The following is a 20,994-nucleotide window of genomic DNA, read 5'->3' as shown; positions in this document are numbered from 1 at the left end:
GCAAATCATTTTTAGGATTATTTTAAAGTCAAAAGCTGCTAGATTCGCTTTTCGAATCTAGCAGCTTTTTCTCTTTTAAAAAAAAACCGCGCAAACGCGCGGTTTTTTTTGTTTAATCATTATTTGCATCAACGAGATAAATCATTTCCTTTAAGAAGTCTTTATAGTAATTGCGTTCAAATGTCGTATAGGAATGACCTTGTGGATAGAAAATATCGCCCATATATTTTTTGCTGGAGAAATCGATGACGCGCGCATTTGGCAAGATAGATAGTACAAAATTGTTCAGGCGATCCCAAAAATATTGTTCATGCTGAATGCCCATTTTATTACGATAGTTTGCAACTTTTCGTCCAGCATCCAAATAGGTGAGTGTTGTTCCACCGCGATTCAAAATAATGCGTTCTTCTGGCACGATTTCCACTAATTTGGCTAGAAATGATCGAGCAGCTCGGCGCCACTCTTTATAGTAAGCATCGTTGTTTTGATGCGACACAAGCCGATCAAATGACAACTGGTCAGCTAATCCACTTTCTTCTACAGCTTTTGAGTAGCTGAGTGCAGATTTATCATTCAGCCACAGAACTGGGCGACAAACATCAGCAAACAAATCTAAAAGTAGATAATCTGGCTTCGCCTCACGTAACCTGGCAAAGAAATCTTTCTCGATATCGTGACGAACATGTTCCCAGTCTTGCTCGGAAGTTTCTGCAGCACGTGATGCTGATAGAGCTGAGCTTGCTTGATATTTTTCCGACATCACAGAAATCAGCGATGTATTTTTTTGAACAAAAACAATATCAAAAAATGCAGGAGCGTTTGGATTGAAATAAACGCCTGTATCAAAAGCTGCATCACTGACAGAACCGAAAATGGCTAATTTTTTTGCAGATGTTTGCTTAGAACTAGGAGAAGCCACAATATGGAAGCTAAGGTTGCTTAGCATGGTTTTTTGAGTGCGAAGCTGATATTTGCCGCCGGAGATAGCTTTGTAATCCGACATAACATCAACCTGGTTTGGAACAAATACTGGAAAGTCTGGTCGACCGTCTGAACGGACAAAAGCATCCCAGATTTCACTTGGTTGAAAAGTATGAAGTGGATAAAACTCGCTTTTGAAGATTTCTGCACTGTAACTACGCAATCCTTTTTTTATGGCAAATTCAGTTTCCAGTGTATATTCTGATGTTGAGAATTTTTTATCGCGCCGTTTTAAAATGAGTCGCGGATTAGCAAGCGCTTCTTTAAAGAAAAAACTAAGATGGAACAGGTCTTTTTCTTCTTTTAGTTGGGTCAGTTGAGCTTCTTTTGCAAGTTCTTTTCGGAAATAAAAGGAAAGCCGATTAGATCCGGTCACATAAGATTCAAGCGAAGTGAAAGGCTTGCTCTTGATAAAGATTTTTTTGCTTGCCGTTTGCTTTGCAGCGTCGCTGATTTCAATAAACACTTTTTTCGAGAGGCTCGTTTGATTTTTAAAGCGGAAAAACGCGTCAAGCGTATTGGAATTATCAACGAGGAAAAGGGTTTTTAAATCCGCTAACGGCAAACTGAACGAAATTGTTCGACTTTCATCAGCTCGAGCTGGAACTTGGAAAATTTGTTCCTGTTCAAAATATAAGTAAAGTTGCGGGTTGGAACGTCGTGCAAGAATCAGTTCGCTTTCATGTGAACTCAAGTCGAAATCTGCATTTACTTCTAGTGAGATTTGGATCGTCTCTTCGTCAAGTGAAAAATCAATAAGTGAGGCGGTAAACTCTTTAGGCTCAGCCACAAGAGTCAAAATGCCTTCTGGGAATTCAAAACGATACTGGTAAAGGTCGCTTTGAAGGTTCAACGTTTTGTATTGTAGCGGACCGTCTGTGTGAATAGAAAAAGTTTCTTGTTTGCTTCGTCCGCCAAAGCGCCAGTTTGTGTTGGTCTCGCTAAGCGATGATCCGGCAATTAAATCTTGCGGCACCACAACTTGATAAAAGTCTGCTTCTTCTTGGAAGGTAAGGGGATATTTGACTGCTGGATATATAATATCATCGTCATTTTCTTTATAAAAAAATAAAAAAATTCATCAAAAACGGTTTCTTTTGGAATTGCAATCATCCACTCATTTTTAGCAGTATCCACCGTTATTTTCTTTGCTAAAATTTTCATACATATTCTCCTTGCTCTCTGTAATGATCAGCTTTTTAAAGCTCTATTCTGCTTTATTGTAGCATAGATAGAGGGATTATGCCGAACGATTTGCGGATGTATTAGAAGTTACCTAGCCCTTTTGTCCAGATATGAAAAATTCTTTTTAGGTGTTTTATCACAGTTACCACGCAAAAAGTTTCATTTTTGTAATGTTACTGAATTGTAACACTTACAATCTGTGCGATTTGTTACAATTGATATATAACACAATTTAGGGAGTGGTTGAATACAATGAGAAAAAGAAAGACGCTGAATATTGCGGTGACTGGACTTCTTCTAACCAGCAGTTTCACAGTCGTCTCTTCTGCATCACCAATACTAGGAGAAAGAGTTTATGCGGAGACACAAGCGCTGAGTGCAAATCAAGTTTTTATTAACACGCTTGCACCACTTGCGCAAGCTAGTCAGGAGCGCTATGGTGTATTATCAAGTATCACACTTGCGCAAGGTATTTTGGAATCCGGCTGGGGTAAATCTGAACTCACCAAAAAAGGAAACAATCTATTCGGAATGAAAGGCCGGTATAATGGCAACTACGTCACTATGCCGACGCTTGAATATGTCAACGGAAAATGGATTACGATCAATGCAGAGTTCCGTAAATATGCTAACTGGCAGGAATCTGTTCATGATCACAGTTTGCTATTTGTGAATGGTGTTTCTTGGGATAAAGATCATTATAAAAAGGTTCTTGATGCACCAAATTATAAAGTAGCTGCACAGGAATTACAAAATGCAGGCTATGCGACTGACCCAGGCTACGCTTCAAAACTGATCAATATTGTTGAAACCTATAACTTGCAGCAATATGATGAACTTTACGACTCAGTTTCATCTGAATCAGCTGTATCCGGTTATGCAAAAGTGACCACAGTCTCGGGAAATGCTGTTTGGTCGCTACCTTATAAAGTAAAAGGGACAAAACTTGTCGGACCAGCAAGCAATTATACAAACCAAGATATTCAGCTTGTTCGGAAGGCTACGACAAAACGTGGAACGTATTATCAGTTCAAGCAAAACGGCAAAGTTGTCGGATGGATTGACCAAAAAGCCTTGACACTTTACGATACTGAGGAATATAACAAAGGCTTTGTCGCACGCGCAGCGATTACGACAACTGCAGGCCATACAGTTTGGACAAAACCATATAATGTTTATGGGCGTACCCAAGTTGGAGCGGCAGCCAATTATCAAAAACAAGAAGTGAAAATTGAACGTGAAGCAAAAACAGCGCGCGGCATTTACTACCAGTTTAGTATTAATGAGAAAGTAATCGGCTGGCTAGATAAACGCGCTTTTACAGTGTATGAATATGATTCGGTTGTGAATGAACAAAAAGTCAGTGTGGATGCTCAAGTGGCAGAAACAGATGGACATGCGGTTTGGAGCAATGCGTATAAACTTCAAGGGATCACACGAGTTAATGCAGCATCAAGCTACGCGAATAAAGATGTCAAGCTGGATTACAAACGTAAAACACAGCATGGCAGCTATTACCGATTTGCTGTAAGCGGCAAAACTGTGGGGTGGCTTGATGAAAAAGCTTTCAAAATGTATGACACAGTCGAGTATAATAAAGCGGTAAACTTGGATGCGAAAATCACTAAACCAACTAGTAATGCCTTTTGGTCAGCACCTTACTATTCAAGTGGATCAAAATGGGTAACAAGTGCTTCAACCTATGCGAACCGTGATGTGAAGTTGATTCGCGAAGCAAAAACGAAACGCGGAACGTATTACCAAGTACAAATTGATGGTAAAATCATTGGTTGGCTAGATAAGCGCGCGTTCAAGTTTTATAATCAGCTGTCAAGCAATGTTGTATATAGCTACCCGGCAATTATTACCACAACAGCCGGACATGCAATCTGGAGCGCACCGTATGAAATAGTTGGAACAACACTTGTCGGTCAAGCAGCGCCGTATCACAATAAGCAAGTCCAGCTTTTAAGAAAAGCGGTGACGGATCGTAGTACCTACTATCAATTCAGCGTGAATGGCAAGACAACAGGATGGTTAGATACACGGGCATTTGATGTCTATGATAACCTAGAAACGAATAAAGCTGTGCATTTAACCGGGACAGTGAAGAACGTAACTGGTAATGCTGTTTGGTCGTTACCATATAAAACGATTGGAACGAAGTTTGTGAGTCAAGCAGCACCATACTTAAACAAGCAAGCCGTAATCACGCGAGAGGCAAAAACTTCGCGGGCAACTTATTACTTGTTTAGTATTTCTGGGAAAGAAATCGGCTGGTTGGATAAAAGAGCTTTCGCAAACATAAAATAGTTAGATAAACCATTTTCTTTGTGTGTAAAACGAAGAAAATGGTTTTTTTTAATAGAAATTTATTGATTCAATTTAGTAAATAGGATATGCTAGTAATATTGTTTATGATTGAGGAGTGCTGTTTAAATGAAAAAGCCTTTTTTGACAATTGTTGTCCCTTGTTATAACGAGGAAGAAGTTTTGGACGAGACTACGAAACAGCTGACGCAGATGATGGAAAGCATGCTAGAGAGAGATTTGATTTCTGATGACAGTAAAATTTTATATGTTGATGATGGTAGTAAAGATGCAACGTGGTCGTTAATTAGCGAAAAGACAGCAGATAATCGGTGGGTAACAGGTGTGAAATTAAGCCGTAATTTTGGTCATCAAGGGGCTTTGTTAGCTGGATTAAATGCGGCTTACGAGAAATCAGATTGCATTGTCTCAATTGATGCCGATTTGCAGGATGATGTCCGTGTGATTGCTGATTTTCTTGAAAAGTTTCGTGAAGGCTATGATGTGGTTTACGGAGTTCGAGGAAAACGGGATACAGATACTTTCTTTAAACGTAATACAGCCTTAGCTTTTTACCGCTTTATGGAAAGAATTGGTGTTAAGTTAGTCCCTAACCATGCAGATTATCGCTTGCTTAGCAAACGTGCACTAAAAGAATTCTTGAATTATAAAGAAGAAAACATGTTTATTCGTGGTATCATTCCATTACTTGGATTTAAATCGACAAAAGTGTACTATGACCGTAACGAACGCTTCGCAGGAGAATCGAAATATCCACTTAAAAAGATGATCTCTTTTGCTGTTGATGGAATTACTTCTTTTAGTATTGCTCCTATACGAATGCTCCTTGCTCTTGGTTTTGTGATGTTCGCTGTAGGAATTGGTATAGGAATTTATGCACTTGTTCAAAAAATCATGGGACAAGTTACGGCTGGCTGGACATCACTGATGATTTCAGTATGGATTGTTGGCGGCATTCAGCTTCTTGCAATTGGTGTTCTCGGTGAATACATAGGAAAGATTTTCAAAGAAGTAAAAGGTCGACCGCGCTATACGATCGAAGAAAATCTATATGCTGAAAAAGTGGCTAAAGAAGAGGTACGTGAAACTAAAATCAGTTCCATTCAATAAGAAAAAGCGTTTCGCAAATCAAGTTTTGCGAAACGCTTTTTTTTATATTTATTTTTTTGGTTTTTTTTATCGCTAGCATGAATTTCTTGATAAAGCTCATCAATTAAAAGACGGACATCGTCTTTAATTTCAGGATGTTCTAAAGCAAATTTCATCGTTGTTTCAATGAAACCGTATTTATCGCCGACATCATAGCGTGTGCCTTCAAAATCATAAGCGAAAACGCGCTGGATTTCATTAAGACGATTAATCGCATCCGTCAGTTGAATTTCGCCACCAGCACCTGGTTCCTGAGTCGATAGGTAATCAAAAATTTGTGGTGTCAATAAGTAACGGCCAAGAATTGCAAGATCAGAAGGCGCGTCATTTGGATCTGGCTTTTCAACGAAACCTTTTACGTTATAGAGGCGATCGCTCAATTTGTCTGCTGGGTTGATAATGCCGTATCGGTAAGTTTCCTTATGTGGCACAGTTTGAACGCCAATTACTGAACTATGAGTTCGTTCATATTGATCAATCAGTTGTTTAGCGCAAGGGACTTTCGAGCGAACGATGTCATCGCCGAGCATGACAACAAACGGTTCATTTCCAACAAAACCTTTTGCTTGCAAAATAGCGTCACCAAGCCCTTTAGGTTTCGATTGACGAATGAAATGTAAGTTAATATTGGTGGTTTCTTCTACCAGATGTAAAAGTTCCATTTTGTTTTTGGCGATTAAGTTAGCTTCAAGTTCAGGAACCGAATCAAAGTGATCTTCAATCGCACGTTTGCCTTTTCCCGTTACAATCAGAATATCTTCAATGCCAGATGCCATCGCTTCCTCAACAATAAATTGAATAGTTGGTTTATCTACAATGGGTAAAATTTCTTTCGGCATTGCTTTAGTTGCAGGGAGAAAACGTGTTCCAAGCCCCGCTGCAGGAATTACTGCCTTTTTGACTTTCATAAACTTAGACCTCCGATAAAATGCTATAGTGTACTAACCTCAATTATACGGGAAGGAAGTAGGAGAGGCAAGCGAACATGATAAATCTGCCCAGCAAATTTATTCTTCTTTCTAAGCCTTGGTAAATAAAAGAAAATAGTGGTAAATCCGCCTAGTAAAGCCATTTCCAGCTAGGGAGCAGCATCCGATATACCGGCTTATTCAAACCGCTAAATTGTGACAAATTTAAGGATTTTTCATAAATCCGCAAAAAAACTATCCATGCCGAGACAAGCAAATCCGGCTGTTCTGTCATGAACTTCATTGACAGGGCATAGCATTATCGCTAAAATTGAAATGATATGGATATGTAGTGAGGAGAATTTATAGACATGACTAATTCTTTAGAAGAAAAAAGAGAGATAGGAATCAGTATTATCGTCCCGCTTTATAATGTAGCTGAAATTGTTGGTGAAACGCTGAAAAGTATAGACGAACAAGATTTTTCAAATTATGAAGTTTTACTTATTGATGACGGTTCATCGGATGATACCGTTCAAATTGTCCGCTCTTTTATTCAAGGAAAAGATAAATTTCAATTGATTGAACAGCCGAATGCCGGCCCGGCAGCTGCACGGAATCATGGATTACGTCTTGCCAAAGGGGAATACATTTTGTTCGTTGATAGTGATGACTTAATTCCAGATTTTGCCCTTTCACTGATGTATAATGCGGCCGTTTCGCATCAAGCTGAACTTGTAACTGGGGCAACCAAGCGTTTTAACTCTGAACGCGAATGGTTTATCCCATCTCACTTGCGCTATAACATCGCAAAGCCAGGTGAAAAAACAATTATCGAAAATCCGGAACTATTTTATTCAATTGGCCCTTGTGCCAAGCTTTACCATCACGAACTAGTAAAAGATCAGTTTTTCCCTGAAAGCATTCGTTACGGGGAAGATCAGCCGTTCGTTCTTCATACACTTTTGAACGCCTCGAAGATTTTCACCGTTGAAAAAGTTGTTTATTATTACCGTTTACGTGACGGAGAAGAACAATCGCTAACCCAATCTGTTGGCAAGGACCCAATGCGGATTTTGCAGTCGGTTTTTGATGTCTTTGACTTTGGCGAAAAAGAAATTGCACGAAGCAACACACCGGAAGAAGTAGCGCTTGAGTATTACAAACGGGTTTCAGATATCGAATTTTGGGCTTCACTTAAAGCAATCGTTGAAAGTAAAGATAGCGAGATTCAAAAAAAACGGCTTTACGATGATTTTAAATTGGTTTAAATCAAAACCCGATTATTTCCTAAACGTGATTCCTTCGTTCCGTTATTACTTACTCTACAGTGTGATCGACCGGGCTAACTTCATTCAAAAATCGGCACGTGTAGCTTACCGGGAGCTGATTACCCACCTTTACGAGCGCCAAACAAAAGAAGCAAAGGCGGCCTTTTCAAAATCTTACCCGATTTATAGCCGCGCTTCGCTCGCCATTATTGAAGAAGATAATTGGAAAAACGCAAAGAAACTTTCGCGCATCTTTATTTGGCGTACGAAGCTGAAAACACCTCGGCTTGTGAACGGTTTTGCTCGGAAAATTTTGTTCAAAGTGGCATCTTGGCTACCGAAAAAAGATTTTCTTGTCCTCGCAACGGAGCGTAGCACTGTTCTGGAAGGGAACTTGCTGTCGATTTACGATTATATGTTCCAACATGACCGCGAAGAGCGCATCTATGTCTTCTTACGCAAACAACGTAGCTGGATTGAAGTCCTACAGCTTTATTACGTCTTAGCGCGCGCAAAAACCATTGTGCTGGACGACTACTACAACAAAATTTACGGCTTGAAATTCAGCAGAAGAGCTCACGTCATCCAGTCGTGGCATGCAACTGGCGCTTTCAAAAAATTTGGTTTCAGCGCGCTTGAGTCGGGCGATTCCAATACAGAAGAATTCGAGTCGCGCGCTCACTCGCCGTATTCCGATGTGCTTGTGAGTTCAAAAGCGATTATCCCGCAGTATGCCGAAGCGTTTGCGAAGACACCGGAACAAATTAAGCCAATTGGTGTACCACGTACTGATAAGTTTTTTGATCAAGACTATAAGAACTATATCATTGAAGTTTACCGTAAAAGATACCCGGTTTTGCGGCATAAAAAAGCCATCCTTTATGCGCCGACATTCCGCGGTGGCCCAGATGAACGAAAAAACTACAGCGTTGTACTCGACTTGAAAAAAATGAAACAAGAACTAGGAGACGAGTATGTCTTGATCTTGAAATTCCATCCGATGATCAAAAATATTTCGATGGATATTGAAGAAGACGATCCGTTTATTTTACGAATGGGCTCTGGGAGCGATGTGAACGATCTAATGTTCCTAAGCGACATCTTAATCACCGATTACTCATCCGTTATATTTGAATATAGCATTATGAACCGTCCGATGTTTTTCTTTTCCTATGACGTTGAAAACTACTTTGATGAACGCGGTTTTTATTTCAATTATGAAGAAATGATTCCCGGTTTGATTTACAAAACAACCGATACGCTGATTGATGCGATCAAAGCAGAACAGTACGATTATGAGAAACTGGCGCAGTTCCGTGAGAAATTCATGGATGCGATTGATGGTCACTCGACCGAACGCTTTATTGAAACTTATGTGGACAAGGGGGGGAGAAAATGAAGTTCATTCCAGTAGCTCAAGCCGAAACAATGACGACCGATCAAATAGAAGAACTGCTCGCTCAAACCGAAGCCGAGTTTATCGTTTTCCAAACCGTCGAAAGCAAAACTACGCAAAACCAAATGAAGCTGTTTTATGAAAAATATCCAGCTGAATTTACGAGCGAAGACATCTTTTATTTCCTTGCCAACCCAGTTTACACTAGGTTTCTAAGAAAGCAGGAAAACAAGGAACCATTTCTTACCGAAGGAGAATTCCAGTTTATTGATGATATCAAAATCAGCATTACGACATATTTAGAACGTGATCCGTTTCTAGTTCTTGCTGAAAATTACAGCCAGATCATGTTACGCCGCAGTATGGTACTTGATAAAATACACAGTTTAGAACAACCAGTGACGTTTGAACAAATGATGTTTGACATCTTCCAAACAACTGATTCGATTATGAAGGAACGGATTCTCGAGGTAGAAGTGCTGCCGAAAGCAGAAAGCTTTGAAACACTGGATTTAGATGCAATTTTTGCGCTGTATGAACGCTGGCACCGAGTACAAAGCACTTATAGCTCCATTCCGCTTTTGAATCGGGAATTTGATATCAACTTATTGAATTACTTGATCAACACACGGATTGGACCTGCTTTTCAAGCCGAAGTCGAGCAAGGCAGAACCGAAAACGCTCGCCAGATTCTCACTCGGCTTTTAAGCGAGCTGCATAAATTTGAAAAGGTGATTGTGTCGGAGTTAGTCTCACTTGGCTATTATTTCGTTCAAATTCCAATCGAATATTATGGAACAGTGAAGGATGATCAGGCATTTATGAAGGCCTACATGGAGTTTTCAAGCTTTTTGTTCAGCCAAATGCACTTTAACTCGCGGCAGTATTATTTGAGGTACTACCGCCAAGCGACTAATGCGCTTTATAAGGCTGTTCGCGCAGAATCCGAAAAACCGCTTCAAAAATGTTACGATTTATACTTTGCTGAAAAGTAAGATATCACAGATTTTATAAGGGAAAAGAAGATTCTTAGCTTCTTTTCTCTTTCTTGTGTTACAATACATGTATATTAGCTTTCAATCTTTAGAGATAAAGGAGACTAAAACAAATGATCTATGCTGAAATTCTTGCTGGAGGCAAAGGGACTCGAATGGGTAACGTTAGCATGCCGAAGCAGTACTTGCCGCTTAATGGCAAACCAGTAATCGTTCACACGGTTGAAAAATTTATTTTAAATGCACGATTTGATAAAATTTTGGTAGCTTCGCCGAAAGAATGGATTAATCACACAGAAGACGTCTTGAAAAAACATATTCACGATGATCGCGTGGTTGTAATCGAAGGCGGAAGCGACCGCAATGAAACCATCATGAACGGCATTCGCTACGTCGAACAAAACTTCGGGTTAAATGATGATGATATCGTCATTACACACGATGCTGTTCGACCATTTTTGACGCATCGCATCATTGAAGAAAATATTGATGCCGCATTAAAATATGGCACAGTAGACACCGTGATTACAGCAACCGATACGATTGTTGAATCGACGAACCATGAATTTATTACAGATATTCCTGTCCGCGATGTGATGTACCAAGGACAGACACCGCAAAGCTTTAACATGAAGATGATTTATGGGCATTACAATGCTCTTTCAAGCGAACAAAAAGAAATTTTAACAGATGCATGTAAAATCTGCTTGCTAGCTGGCGAAAAAGTCAGCCTCGTAAAAGGCGAGATCTTCAATATTAAGATTACAACGCCTTACGATTTGCAAGTAGCAAATGCGATTATACAGGAGCGGATCAGCCATGATTAATCAAGTATATCGTCTCGTTTCCGAGCGTCAATTTGAAGTGGCCAATGTGGATGAAACACTGACAGAGGATGTCGTGGTTGTTCGCCCGACTTATTTGTCAATTTGTGCAGCAGATCAGCGCTATTACACTGGTTCTCGCGGTAAAGAAATCCTTGCGAAAAAATTGCCAATGGCTTTGATTCATGAAGGCGTCGGCGAAGTGGTTTACGATGCCAAAAAACAGTTTCCGATCGGCACAAAAGTCGTGATGATTCCGAATACACCATTTGAAAAAGATCCTGTCATCGCTGAAAACTACTTGCGTTCAAGCAAGTTTCGTTCAAGCGGATTTGACGGCTTAATGCAGGATAATGTCTTCATGCGTCGCGACCGCCTTGTTGTTTTGCCTGATGATCTTGATATGAGCGTTGCTGCCTTTTCAGAACTGATTTCTGTAGCCGTTCACGCGCTGCTTCGATTCGATTCTCGTGCGGATCAAAATCGTTCGTCATTCGGTGTTTGGGGCGACGGTAATCTCGGCTTTATCATGAGCTTACTTTTGAAGAACAAATATCCAGATGCAAAAGTTTATATCTTTGGTAAAACGCCGTATAAACTCGACTTCTTCTCTTTCGTAGATGCGGCTTACAATATTGACAGTATCCCAGAAGGACTTGAAATTGATCAAGCATTTGAATGTGCAGGCGGGCGAGGAAGCCAATATGCGGTGGATCAAATTATTGATTTGATTAAACCAGAAGGAACCATATCGCTTCTCGGTGTTTCCGAATATCCGATTGAAGTGAATACACGGATGGTACTTGAAAAAGGCATTACCATGTATGGCAGCAGCCGCAGTGGTCGTGTGGATTTTGAAGAAACCGTCAAATTCCTATCTGAAAATCGCCGTGCAGTTGAATACCTTGCCAACCTTGTTGGTGAAATACATGATGTGAGAAGTATCCAAGATGTGATCGAAGCATTTGAAGCAGATCTTCGCAGTCCTTGGGGCAAGACCGTTATGTCATGGAATATCTAATTTGAAATGAACGGAGGTGCCGCGCCCGCGCGGCACCTTTTGCTACATAATGAGGAGTGAATCTCAAAATGAAACGACTAGTAGCCTCGCTTTATTTAACCTTGCTGCGTGTTGTGGCGGCTTTGTTCCGTCCTTTGAAAGTTCAAACTAAAGTCGTGATGCTCGCAACCTTCCAAGACAATCCAGAAGCGATCCTAAAGAAAATGGCAGAGCTGCGCGTCAATCCAGAAACCATTTTATTTTACGATCCGCGAATTGATGAAACGAAGCTCGCGCAAAATTTTGTCCGTGCTATTCCGATGAGCATCAAGACGATTGTGAAACGAATCTACCACATGAGTACCGCTAAAGTTGTCATCGTAGATAACTATTTCCCAGAACTTGCGATCATGAAATTCAGCGGTAAAACAGACTGCATCCAAATTTGGCATGCAAACGGCGCGCTTAAGAAGTTTGCTTGGGAAGACAAAAGTGTTTCAAACCGCGCCGCCAACGAGCAAAAACGCTTCAAGGCCGTTTACGAACGATTCAGTCAGATTGTAATTGGTTCAGATGAAATGGGTGAAATTTTCAAAAGGTCCTTCTTGGCTAGCGATAACCGCTTGCTGAAAACAGGCGTACCAAGTACCGATTATTTTTATGATACAGATCAGATTGCGCGTATCAAACAAAGCTATCAAGCCGAATATCAAAAGAAGACCATCCTCTATGCGCCGACATTTCGCGACGGGGAACTTGACCAAGCGCGTATCTTGCTTGACCTTAAGCAGATGAAAGAACAGCTTGCGAATGAGTATGTTCTTCTGCTTAAACTTCACCCGTCAGTCGCAGCAAATGCAGACGTAAAAGAAGATGATTTTGTACACATATTTCCAAAGCAAAAATCAATGCGTGAAGCCTTAGCTGGGGCAGATATTCTTATCACCGATTATTCTTCCTCGCCGTTTGAATTTTCACTTTTGAAGCGATCCATTTATTTTTTCACACCCGACATGGAAAGTTATGACACCGAACGCGGGCTTGTGACCGGGTTTAGCGAGATTATTCCAGGAAAAGCCTATCAGACGACAGAAGCGCTCGCGCGTGGTATTCTAATGGAAGAAGCTGACCTTGCAGAAATCGCAGCGTTCAGCAAAACGTGGAATAAATATTCAACCGGTTCTTCGGCCGAAAATCTGGTGAACTTTATTCAAAAAAAACTTTGAAAGTGAGTGGCGAGATGAAAAAAGTCTTGACTTACGGGACATTCGACTTGCTGCACTGGGGTCATATTGAGCTACTTCGGCGGGCAAAAGAAATGGGGGATTACCTCGTAGTCGGTTTATCGACCGATGCATTCAACCGAATTAAGCACAAAGAAGCGTACCACAGTTACCAGCACCGCAAGCTGATCCTTGAAGCGATTCGCTACGTTGATGAAGTCATTCCCGAAGAAAACTGGGATCAAAAGATTGATGATGTAAAAAACAACCAAATTGATGTGTTTGTGATGGGCGACGACTGGCTTGGCGAATTCGATTTCCTCAAGCCTTACTGTGAAGTGGTTTACTTGCCGCGTACGGATGGTATATCAACAACACAAATTAAAGATGACTTGAGCTGAGCGGTATCTGCTTGGTTTCAAGCTAGATTAAAGTTTCTCAGATGTAAAAATTATGCTATGATAAAATTAGTGGTCATTGAACAGCCTAATTTGCAGGCTAAAACAAGGATTGGAGCAAACAGACTTATGACAAACTTATATCGAGATGACAGTTTAACTTTACATACTGATTTGTATCAGTTGAACATGATGAAATCATATTTTGATGATGGGATTCATGAGCGCAAGAGTATTTTTGAAGTTTTCTTCCGTAATATGCCATTTAATTCGGGCTATGTCGTTTTTGCTGGACTTGAGCGCATCGTGGATTATATGCAAAATCTCCATTTCTCAGAAACCGATATCGCTTATTTGCAAGAAGAGCTCGGCTTTGACGGACCGTTTTTGGAATACTTGAGAAACTTTAAGTTTAAAGGTACAATCCGCTCAGTACGCGAAGGTGAATTTGTTTTTAAAACAGAACCCATCCTACAAGTTGAAGCAAGTCTCGCAGAAGCTCAACTAATCGAGACGGCGTTATTAAATATTGTGAACTTCCAAACGCTGATTGCAACAAAAGCAGCTCGAATTCGGTCGGTAATTGACGATGAAGCACTTGCAGAATTTGGAACGCGACGGGCGCAGGAAATGGATGCAGCAATTTGGGGAACACGTGCGGCTTATATTGGCGGCTGTGATTCAACAAGCAATGTCCGTGCTGGTAAAATCTTCGGGATTCCGGTTTCCGGCACGATGGCGCATGCAATGGTGCAAGCCTATCGCGATGAGTATCAAGCGTTTAAGAGCTATGCGAAGACACATAAAAATGCCATTTTCCTAGTCGACACGTATGATACACTCAAATCCGGTGTGCCAAATGCCATTAAAGTGGCACAAGAAATGGGCGATGCGATCAGCTTTATCGGTATCCGACTTGATAGCGGCGACATGGCTTTCCTTTCGAAAAAAGCGCGTCAAATGCTTGATGAAGCAGGTTTTCCGGATGCGAAAATTTTTGCATCTAGTGATCTTGATGAGCATACGATTATGTCGCTTAAAGCGCAAAAAGCAAAAATTGATTCGTGGGGCGTTGGTACGAAGTTGATTACGGCTTACGATCAGCCGGCACTCGGAGCTGTATACAAAATGGCATCAATTGCAGATGAGAATGGCGTACTTCATGATTCAATCAAACTTTCAAGTAATACCGAGAAGGTCTCGACACCGGGTAATAAACGCGTGTACCGAATTATTACAAGCGATGAAGGCTTGAAGGCTGAAGGCGATTATATTGCAATGGCGGATGAATCCATGGAAGCAGTAGATGAACTAACAATGTTCCATCCGGTGCATACGTATATCACAAAAACAGTGACAAACTTTACGGCGAAGGAACTTTTGATTCCAATTTTTGAAGCTGGCGAGCTCGTTTATGAACTGCCGTCGCTTGAAGACATTAAAGCCTATAAAGAACAAAACTTGGCGCTACTTTGGGATGAATATAAACGTACAGTTCGTCCAGAGCAATATCCAGTGGACTTAAGCGTCAAATGCTGGAAAAACAAAATGCGTAACATCGAAATGGTCAGAAAGAGTGTGCAACTGCACTCTCCAGTTGATCTAGATTTTCCATTATAAAAAAATGACAGCGGCTTGTTTTTCGGATGTGAACTCGGAAGAGCAAGCCGCTATTTTGATAGGAGGATTTGCGGATGGATGTGAGAGAACAAATACTTGCTGAAATGAAAGTAAAACCTGAAATTGATCCGAAGCAAGAAATTAGAAATAGCATTGAGCTACTAAAGGAATACTTGAAGAAAAATCGTTTTTTGAAAAGCTTGGTACTTGGGATTTCCGGCGGACAGGATTCAACGTTAACTGGGAAACTCGCTCAGATGGCTATTACTGAACTGCGGAAGGAAACGGGGAAGGACTACCAGTTTATTGCCGTTAGTTTGCCCTATGGGGATCAGCTTGATGAATCGGATCGTCAGGATGCGCTTCAGTTTATAAGTCCAGATCAGATCGTTACAATTAATATCAAAGCGGCGGTTGATGCCAGTGCAGCTACACTCAAAGCGGCTGGAGTCCAACTATCCGATTTTGCTAAAGGAAACGAAAAAGCACGCGAGCGGATGAAAGCCCAGTATTCGATCGCGGCGATGAATAGCGGTGTTGTGGTTGGAACGGATCATTCGGCAGAAGCTGTGACGGGTTTTTATACAAAATATGGTGATGGCGGAACCGACATCAATCCGATTTTTAGATTGAATAAACGGCAAGGGAAGGCGCTTCTTAAAGAGCTTGGATGCCCAGAACATCTTTATCTTAAGAAGCCGACAGCAGATTTAGAAGATGATAAACCGGCGCTTCCGGATGAAGTTGCACTCGGTGTAACGTATGATGAAATTGATGATTATTTGGAAGGAAAACCAGTTTCGGATGAAGCCGCAGCGAAGATTGAAAGCTGGTATTTGAAGTCGCAGCACAAACGCCACATGGCAATCACTATTTTTGATGATTTTTGGAAATAAGGAGGAGAAGGAAGATGAAAGTAGGATATGGATTAATTACGACGTTTCATGCGCATGAAGGGCAGCAAAATGAGCTAGCGAAAATTTTACTTGCGGGAGCAGAAGTCTTAGAAGATTTCCCTTCTTGCCTCGAATATATTGTTGGCACGTCGGAACAAGATGAGGACACGGTTTATGTACTCGAAATGTGGACGGATGAAGGACGTCACCGGGCGTCGCTTGATAACCCGGATGTGAAGGAAGTTATTGAACGGGCAATGCCACTTATTAAAAGTGTAGAGCGCAATAAAGAGCTTGATCTTTTAGGCGGAAAAGGTCTATAAATGCAGACGCTGATGATTGTTTGTGCCGGCGGAGCCACTTCAGGCTGATGGCGCAGTACATGGTGAAAGAGGCCAATTCACAAGGATTTGACGCGGTTTTGCAGTTCCCAGAAGAGGTTGCGCGTAACGAGAATTACCTTGCGGAAAACAGCGATCGAGATTTAGTTGTCTTTATGGGACCAATTGGCGCAGTGACAACCGGGAAGTTCAAGGGCTATACCGGCAAAGTCGATGCAGTACTTGTGGCGCCGCAAGCGGCTTATCTGTTTAATGAAGCAGAAAAAATCCTAACAGAGCTGGATGTTCCCGTTGAAAAAATGGATTCACTGGCATTTGGCCGAATGGAAGCTGCCAAGATTTTAACACAAGGTCTCGAATTAATGAAGAAAAATTCATGAACAGGGTTGCAACTTTACCTTGATGACGTTAAAATGTAAGAAGAATGGAAAGGACAAGCAATTGTCCTTTTCTGCTATTTTATGAGCGAGCCGATTTTAGTCGGCTTAATTTTATAGATAAGGGGTTTTGGACAAAACGATGAAAGAATTTACCGAGCAAGAAAAAATTATCGTTCTAGATTTTGGAAGCCAGTACAACCAGCTAATCACACGGCGCATTCGTGAATTTGGCGTATACAGCGAGCTTCACCCGCATACGATCACAGTAGAAGAAATGAAAGCTTTGAACCCAACTGGAATTATCTTTTCAGGTGGTCCAAACAGCGTATATGATGAAGGCGCGTTCCGCTGCGACGAAGGTTTATTTGAGATGGGAATTCCGATTTTAGGAATTTGTTACGGCATGCAGCTGATGACCTTGCATTTCGGTGGAAAAGTAGAACCGGCGAAAGATCGCGAATACGGTAAAGCCAATGTTCATCTAGAAATTCCAAACCATTTATTTGCTGGTATCCCAACTGACCAAACCGTTTGGATGAGCCACGGGGACTTAGTAGTAGAAGCACCACAAGGCTTCGAAGTAGTTGGCACAAGCAAGTCCTGCCCAGTTGCAGCGATTGCAGATGAAGAGCGCAAAATGTACGGCGTTCAGTTCCATCCAGAAGTACGCCACTCTGAATACGGCAATGACCTTCTGAAAAACTTTGCGTTAAACATTTGCGGCTGCAAAGGCGACTGGTCGATGGAAAACTTTATCGATGTAGAAATCAAAAAAATCCAAGATACTGTAGGCGATAAAAAAGTCTTGCTGGCACTTTCCGGTGGAGTAGATTCTTCTGTTGTCGGAGTGTTGATCCACAAAGCAATTGGTGATCAATTGACTTGTATCTTTGTTGATCATGGTCTATTGCGTAAAGGCGAAGCGGATCAAGTAATGGAAACACTCCAAGGCGAATTCAATATGAATATCATCAAAGTGGATGCAAAAGAGCGCTTCATGTCGAAACTAAAAGGCGTATCTGATCCGGAACAAAAACGGAAAATCATTGGAAACGAATTTATCTACGTATTTGATGATGAGGCGAGCAAACTTGATGGTGTTGAGTTTCTTGCGCAAGGAACACTTTATACAGACATTATCGAAAGCGGTACGGCGACTGCACAAACGATCAAATCGCATCATAACGTGGGCGGGCTTCCAGAAAATATGCAGTTTAAATTGATTGAACCGCTGAATACGCTCTTTAAAGATGAAGTGCGGGCGCTCGGCACAGAACTTGGCATGCCAGAAGCAATCGTGTGGCGCCAACCGTTCCCAGGTCCTGGACTTGGCATCCGTGTGCTAGGCGAAGTGACAGAGGAGAAATTGGAAATTGTTCGCGACTCGGACTATATTTTACGAGAAGAGATTAAAGCAGCAGGACTTGAGCGCGAGATCTGGCAATATTTCACAGCACTGCCTAACATTCGTAGCGTTGGGGTGATGGGCGACGGTCGGACGTATGATCATACAGTTGTATTGCGTGCCGTGACAAGTATCGACGGGATGACAGCTGATTGGGCGCGGATTCCATGGGATGTGCTTGAGAAGATTTCTGTTAGAATCGTGAATGAAGTGAAACACGTGAACCGCGTTGTGTATGATGTGACGAGTAAGCCACCTGCGACGGTGGAGTGGGAATAAAATGAACAAAAACAAACAAAATATAAAGTAATGAAATGCGCTAAATTGGCTTAATTACAACTGAGTTAGCATGAGTTGAACTGAGTTAAAATGAGTAGTCGAGTACTAAAAAAAGTACCAAGTAGTTAATTAATAGACTACTTGGTACTTTTTATAAATTAGTCTAGTTTTTTATTATTCTTTAGAGAAGGAAGGTTTTGATTTATTATGATGCACAATATATTTATAGCTTGTGACCTTTGCGATGAAAATATTAATTTTCGCATCCAAATGGGATACTACGATATTCCATTTAATATCCATTGCCCTAGTTGCGAGACCTCTATTACAGGGACTATTTTATTAGATAATGACTATGGTATGAATATTTTTGAAGGTAAATCTATATTACGTCTTCATAATGCTCATGAAATTAATGCTGATGATACTATTAATAATATCTACAGTGTAGAATTATCAGCCGAATTCCCTACTAAAAAAATGAATAAACGAAATATGAATATTCCTGATTTGACTCCATTTATGAGAAATATATCTAATCAAGATTCAACATATGATGCTATGAAATTCATTATTTATCATAGAGAGTACTTTAATGAAATTCATACTTATTTCAATCTATTCTTTAATGATAAAAACGAATTACTTCAAACCAAATTAAATAAAGCATTAATCAGATTACCTAAAATTACATCTTTTAAAGAAGTTAATAATCGGTTAGAAGCATATATGTTACTGCATCAACTTCTAATGACATTAACAGGTACACCATATGCTTTAGAAGATAATCTTTTAGTTTCTTATACTGAATTAGGTAAAAAGATTGGATTAAACGAAAAACTTGAAAAAATGATTGAATACCTTCCAATAATTAAACCGAGATTTGATTTCATTGAAAAAAAAGTACTTGAATTGATGGAAGACTTCGGTAATATATACTCAATTAATTCCTATTGTAGTACTTAGAAATTCAAATGGATTTCAAGATTTAGATAAAAACGAGTTTGGCTTAATGACTGCGAATTTCGAAGAATTATCTGATTTTTACGCTAAAAGCTACGAATTTATTTTAAATAATATTGACATTATTATTGCTCTTAATAATATTGAAGAAAGAAATAGCTATAACATTTGTAAAAATGGTAAGAGCTATGATGACATTTCTCAAATAAAATCTAAAATCAAAAGATTAGAACTTTTAGATAAAAATGAAATATACTCAAAAAATACTACTTTTTTTAAAAAAATAGAATTCGTAATTCAATACAGCACTACGATCATAGTATAGATTACTTCTCTCAAGAGATAACATTTACTGATAATTATGGTGGAAAAACAAGAGAAGAAAAATTATACTTAATAGATTTTGGATTACTTTGTTTAGAAAATTTCTCATTAATTATTTATATTTTTGAATTGGTTTATAATCTAAGAAAAATAAATTTTTTAACTGAAGGTCTATATTTTCATCCAAACTCGTTAGTAACAGATGAGAGTCCTGCTATTAATAATCTGAAAAAAAGTACTAAAATAAATAAAAAAATAGGAAGAAACGAGCCCTGTCCTTGTGGAAGTGGAATTAAATATAAAAAATGTTGTGGTAACTAATATTTGATAAAATGTTGTATATATCACTTTTTATCAAATATACAGCTAATAAAAATAGTATCATCGAATAAACTAACATAATACGAATAGGGAATGCTGATAAATCAACGTTTTTCAACTTATGAAATACTTGGTTTTCATAAAAATGATATGGTTACCTACCAAAGTTCCCTGTCAAGCAATCACTTGGCAGGGAATTTTTGTGTGATTCTACTTTTTAAAATATAGATAACTTCACAAACACATATTTTCAATTTATTGATGGAATTGTTCAATTTTATATTTATATAAGACTGCCTTAACTATCAAAGTTGTTGCCATATCGATTCGAGCCTATTCTTGGTCTTCATCAGAAAGATTATTGTTGTAACCAACATAATATTTTTCTTTACTTTCAAAGACTAATTCTTGATGCTTTTCAGCATCACTATGGATTAATTATTCAATGGATTCTTTCTGTTGTAGAATTTCAAAAGTGAGAATTATGCTTAAAATGTCCAGATCAAGCATCATTGCCATGATTAATCAATGCTTTTAATAACCACATTAAATTTATTTCTGGTAAGTCTTCAAAATAATAATAGTATGAATTTACATATTCACTTTTTGGATAATTAGGAAATAGCTTAAGAAATGTGCTTTTAGGATGTACTGCAATGTTTCGAGTTTCATCAATATAATGTGTTAAAACTCTAAAAGTATCGTTTGATGATACTTTACCCTTAAAATATGCCATGAACTTCTCACATTAGTATGCATCAATGCGAAAAGTAGTGTACTCAAATCTTCATTTTCAGGGTCATC

The 20,994-nt window shown here is 39.7% G+C and carries 20 protein-coding genes and 1 pseudogene; 17 read left to right on the top strand and 4 right to left on the bottom strand.

Going from position 1 to position 20,994, the window contains the following annotated elements:
• Positions 1–112: 112 nt before the first annotated feature.
• Together MFLO_RS11830 and MFLO_RS11825 are read right to left on the bottom strand one after the other, a co-directional pair.
• Positions 113–1,960, bottom strand: coding sequence for a DUF6270 domain-containing protein (locus MFLO_RS11830; RefSeq protein ID WP_149023040.1), 1,848 nt, complete (start codon positions 1,958–1,960; stop codon positions 113–115).
• On the bottom strand, positions 1,942–2,145 hold the full coding sequence (locus MFLO_RS11825; RefSeq protein ID WP_036098187.1) for a restriction endonuclease subunit S domain-containing protein: 204 nt from the start codon (positions 2,143–2,145) through the stop codon (positions 1,942–1,944). The genes MFLO_RS11830 and MFLO_RS11825 overlap by 19 nt, the downstream gene beginning before the upstream one ends.
• Before the next feature lie 273 nt (positions 2,146–2,418).
• Here MFLO_RS11825 and MFLO_RS11820 point away from each other — a divergent pair, with 273 nt between their 5' ends.
• Together MFLO_RS11820 and MFLO_RS11815 are read left to right on the top strand one after the other, a co-directional pair.
• Positions 2,419–4,479 carry a GW domain-containing glycosaminoglycan-binding protein gene (locus tag MFLO_RS11820; protein ID WP_036098186.1) on the top strand — a complete coding sequence of 687 codons (2,061 nt, stop codon included), beginning with the start codon at positions 2,419–2,421 and terminating at the stop codon, positions 4,477–4,479.
• Positions 4,480–4,605: 126 nt separating this feature from the next.
• A complete protein-coding gene (locus tag MFLO_RS11815) occupies positions 4,606–5,607 on the top strand; it encodes a glycosyltransferase family 2 protein (protein ID WP_036098185.1) in 1,002 nt (333 codons plus the stop codon).
• On the opposite strand, the gene galU is transcribed toward MFLO_RS11815, so the two are convergent.
• A complete protein-coding gene (galU, locus tag MFLO_RS11810; protein WP_051993637.1) occupies positions 5,601–6,554 on the bottom strand; it encodes a UTP--glucose-1-phosphate uridylyltransferase GalU in 954 nt (317 codons plus the stop codon). The genes MFLO_RS11815 and galU overlap by 7 nt on opposite strands.
• Before the next feature lie 371 nt (positions 6,555–6,925).
• Here galU and MFLO_RS16550 point away from each other — a divergent pair, with 371 nt between their 5' ends.
• The 15 genes and pseudogenes from MFLO_RS16550 (at position 6,926) to MFLO_RS17260 (ending at position 20,190) form a co-directional block, all read left to right on the top strand.
• Positions 6,926–7,825, top strand: coding sequence for a glycosyltransferase family 2 protein (locus MFLO_RS16550; RefSeq protein WP_036098184.1), 900 nt, complete (start codon positions 6,926–6,928; stop codon positions 7,823–7,825).
• Positions 7,806–9,224, top strand: coding sequence for a CDP-glycerol glycerophosphotransferase family protein (locus tag MFLO_RS16545; RefSeq protein WP_241433646.1), 1,419 nt, complete (start codon positions 7,806–7,808; stop codon positions 9,222–9,224). The genes MFLO_RS16550 and MFLO_RS16545 overlap by 20 nt, the downstream gene beginning before the upstream one ends.
• Complete coding sequence (locus tag MFLO_RS14800) at positions 9,221–10,216, top strand: hypothetical protein (RefSeq protein WP_051993636.1); 996 nt, start codon at positions 9,221–9,223, stop codon at positions 10,214–10,216. Before MFLO_RS16545 ends, MFLO_RS14800 begins: the two co-directional genes overlap by 4 nt.
• 113 nt (positions 10,217–10,329) lie before the next feature.
• Positions 10,330–11,043: an IspD/TarI family cytidylyltransferase gene (locus MFLO_RS11790; RefSeq protein WP_036098183.1), complete on the top strand. Its 714-nt coding sequence runs from the start codon at positions 10,330–10,332 to the stop codon at positions 11,041–11,043.
• Positions 11,036–12,061, top strand: coding sequence for a ribitol-5-phosphate dehydrogenase (locus MFLO_RS11785; RefSeq protein WP_036098182.1), 1,026 nt, complete (start codon positions 11,036–11,038; stop codon positions 12,059–12,061). The genes MFLO_RS11790 and MFLO_RS11785 overlap by 8 nt, the downstream gene beginning before the upstream one ends.
• Before the next feature lie 68 nt (positions 12,062–12,129).
• Positions 12,130–13,266, top strand: coding sequence for a CDP-glycerol glycerophosphotransferase family protein (locus MFLO_RS11780; protein WP_036098180.1), 1,137 nt, complete (start codon positions 12,130–12,132; stop codon positions 13,264–13,266).
• Between the two features lie 14 nt (positions 13,267–13,280).
• Positions 13,281–13,664, top strand: a complete 384-nt coding sequence (gene tagD / locus MFLO_RS11775) for a glycerol-3-phosphate cytidylyltransferase (RefSeq protein ID WP_036098179.1) — start codon at positions 13,281–13,283, stop codon at positions 13,662–13,664.
• Between the two features lie 126 nt (positions 13,665–13,790).
• Positions 13,791–15,281, top strand: coding sequence for a nicotinate phosphoribosyltransferase (locus MFLO_RS11770; RefSeq protein WP_036098178.1), 1,491 nt, complete (start codon positions 13,791–13,793; stop codon positions 15,279–15,281).
• 74 nt (positions 15,282–15,355) lie between these two features.
• Positions 15,356–16,177 carry an ammonia-dependent NAD(+) synthetase gene (gene nadE / locus MFLO_RS11765; RefSeq protein ID WP_036098177.1) on the top strand — a complete coding sequence of 274 codons (822 nt, stop codon included), beginning with the start codon at positions 15,356–15,358 and terminating at the stop codon, positions 16,175–16,177.
• Between the two features lie 14 nt (positions 16,178–16,191).
• On the top strand, positions 16,192–16,500 hold the full coding sequence (locus tag MFLO_RS11760) for a putative quinol monooxygenase (protein ID WP_036098176.1): 309 nt from the start codon (positions 16,192–16,194) through the stop codon (positions 16,498–16,500).
• Positions 16,501–16,898, top strand: a pseudogene (locus MFLO_RS11755) (PTS sugar transporter subunit IIB).
• 127 nt (positions 16,899–17,025) lie between these two features.
• Positions 17,026–18,582: a glutamine-hydrolyzing GMP synthase gene (gene guaA / locus MFLO_RS11750; protein ID WP_149023039.1), complete on the top strand. Its 1,557-nt coding sequence runs from the start codon at positions 17,026–17,028 to the stop codon at positions 18,580–18,582.
• A 207-nt stretch (positions 18,583–18,789) separates the two neighbouring features.
• A complete protein-coding gene (locus tag MFLO_RS14795; RefSeq protein ID WP_051993635.1) occupies positions 18,790–19,548 on the top strand; it encodes a hypothetical protein in 759 nt (252 codons plus the stop codon).
• Between the two features lie 46 nt (positions 19,549–19,594).
• Complete coding sequence (locus MFLO_RS14790) at positions 19,595–19,870, top strand: hypothetical protein (RefSeq protein ID WP_051993634.1); 276 nt, start codon at positions 19,595–19,597, stop codon at positions 19,868–19,870.
• Positions 19,871–19,998: 128 nt separating this feature from the next.
• Complete coding sequence (locus MFLO_RS17260) at positions 19,999–20,190, top strand: SEC-C metal-binding domain-containing protein (RefSeq protein WP_162148159.1); 192 nt, start codon at positions 19,999–20,001, stop codon at positions 20,188–20,190.
• 502 nt (positions 20,191–20,692) lie between these two features.
• Here the strand turns inward: MFLO_RS17260 and MFLO_RS16055 are convergent.
• Positions 20,693–20,926: a hypothetical protein gene (locus MFLO_RS16055; RefSeq protein WP_206538338.1), complete on the bottom strand. Its 234-nt coding sequence runs from the start codon at positions 20,924–20,926 to the stop codon at positions 20,693–20,695.
• Positions 20,927–20,994: the final 68 nt, after the last annotated feature.

The sequence above is a fragment of the Listeria floridensis FSL S10-1187 genome, from assembly GCF_000525875.1.
GTDB classification, from domain to species: Bacteria; Bacillota; Bacilli; order Lactobacillales; family Listeriaceae; genus Listeria; species Listeria floridensis.
The sequence above is the reverse complement of the archived record's forward strand: the minus strand, read 5'-3'. Positions and strand labels throughout refer to the sequence as shown.

Bases quoted from the DNA above. Each gene is read 5' to 3' on its own strand.
- MFLO_RS16550 (WP_036098184.1), top strand. From the start codon at position 6,926: ATGACTAATTCTTTAGAAGAAAAAAGAGAGATAGGAATCAGTATTATC.
- MFLO_RS14790 (WP_051993634.1), top strand. From the start codon at position 19,595: ATGACTGCGAATTTCGAAGAATTATCTGATTTTTACGCTAAAAGCTAC.
- MFLO_RS16545 (WP_241433646.1), top strand. From the start codon at position 7,806: ATGATTTTAAATTGGTTTAAATCAAAACCCGATTATTTCCTAAACGTG.
- MFLO_RS14795 (WP_051993635.1), top strand. From the start codon at position 18,790: ATGATGCACAATATATTTATAGCTTGTGACCTTTGCGATGAAAATATT.
- MFLO_RS11770 (WP_036098178.1), top strand. From the start codon at position 13,791: ATGACAAACTTATATCGAGATGACAGTTTAACTTTACATACTGATTTG.
- tagD (WP_036098179.1), top strand. From the start codon at position 13,281: ATGAAAAAAGTCTTGACTTACGGGACATTCGACTTGCTGCACTGGGGT.
- MFLO_RS11760 (WP_036098176.1), top strand. From the start codon at position 16,192: ATGAAAGTAGGATATGGATTAATTACGACGTTTCATGCGCATGAAGGG.
- MFLO_RS11790 (WP_036098183.1), top strand. From the start codon at position 10,330: ATGATCTATGCTGAAATTCTTGCTGGAGGCAAAGGGACTCGAATGGGT.
- MFLO_RS11780 (WP_036098180.1), top strand. From the start codon at position 12,130: ATGAAACGACTAGTAGCCTCGCTTTATTTAACCTTGCTGCGTGTTGTG.
- MFLO_RS11820 (WP_036098186.1), top strand. From the start codon at position 2,419: ATGAGAAAAAGAAAGACGCTGAATATTGCGGTGACTGGACTTCTTCTA.
- MFLO_RS11785 (WP_036098182.1), top strand. From the start codon at position 11,036: ATGATTAATCAAGTATATCGTCTCGTTTCCGAGCGTCAATTTGAAGTG.
- MFLO_RS16055 (WP_206538338.1), bottom strand. From the start codon at position 20,926: ATGGCATATTTTAAGGGTAAAGTATCATCAAACGATACTTTTAGAGTT.
- MFLO_RS14800 (WP_051993636.1), top strand. From the start codon at position 9,221: ATGAAGTTCATTCCAGTAGCTCAAGCCGAAACAATGACGACCGATCAA.
- MFLO_RS11815 (WP_036098185.1), top strand. From the start codon at position 4,606: ATGAAAAAGCCTTTTTTGACAATTGTTGTCCCTTGTTATAACGAGGAA.
- galU (WP_051993637.1), bottom strand. From the start codon at position 6,554: ATGAAAGTCAAAAAGGCAGTAATTCCTGCAGCGGGGCTTGGAACACGT.
- MFLO_RS11825 (WP_036098187.1), bottom strand. From the start codon at position 2,145: ATGAAAATTTTAGCAAAGAAAATAACGGTGGATACTGCTAAAAATGAG.
- nadE (WP_036098177.1), top strand. From the start codon at position 15,356: ATGGATGTGAGAGAACAAATACTTGCTGAAATGAAAGTAAAACCTGAA.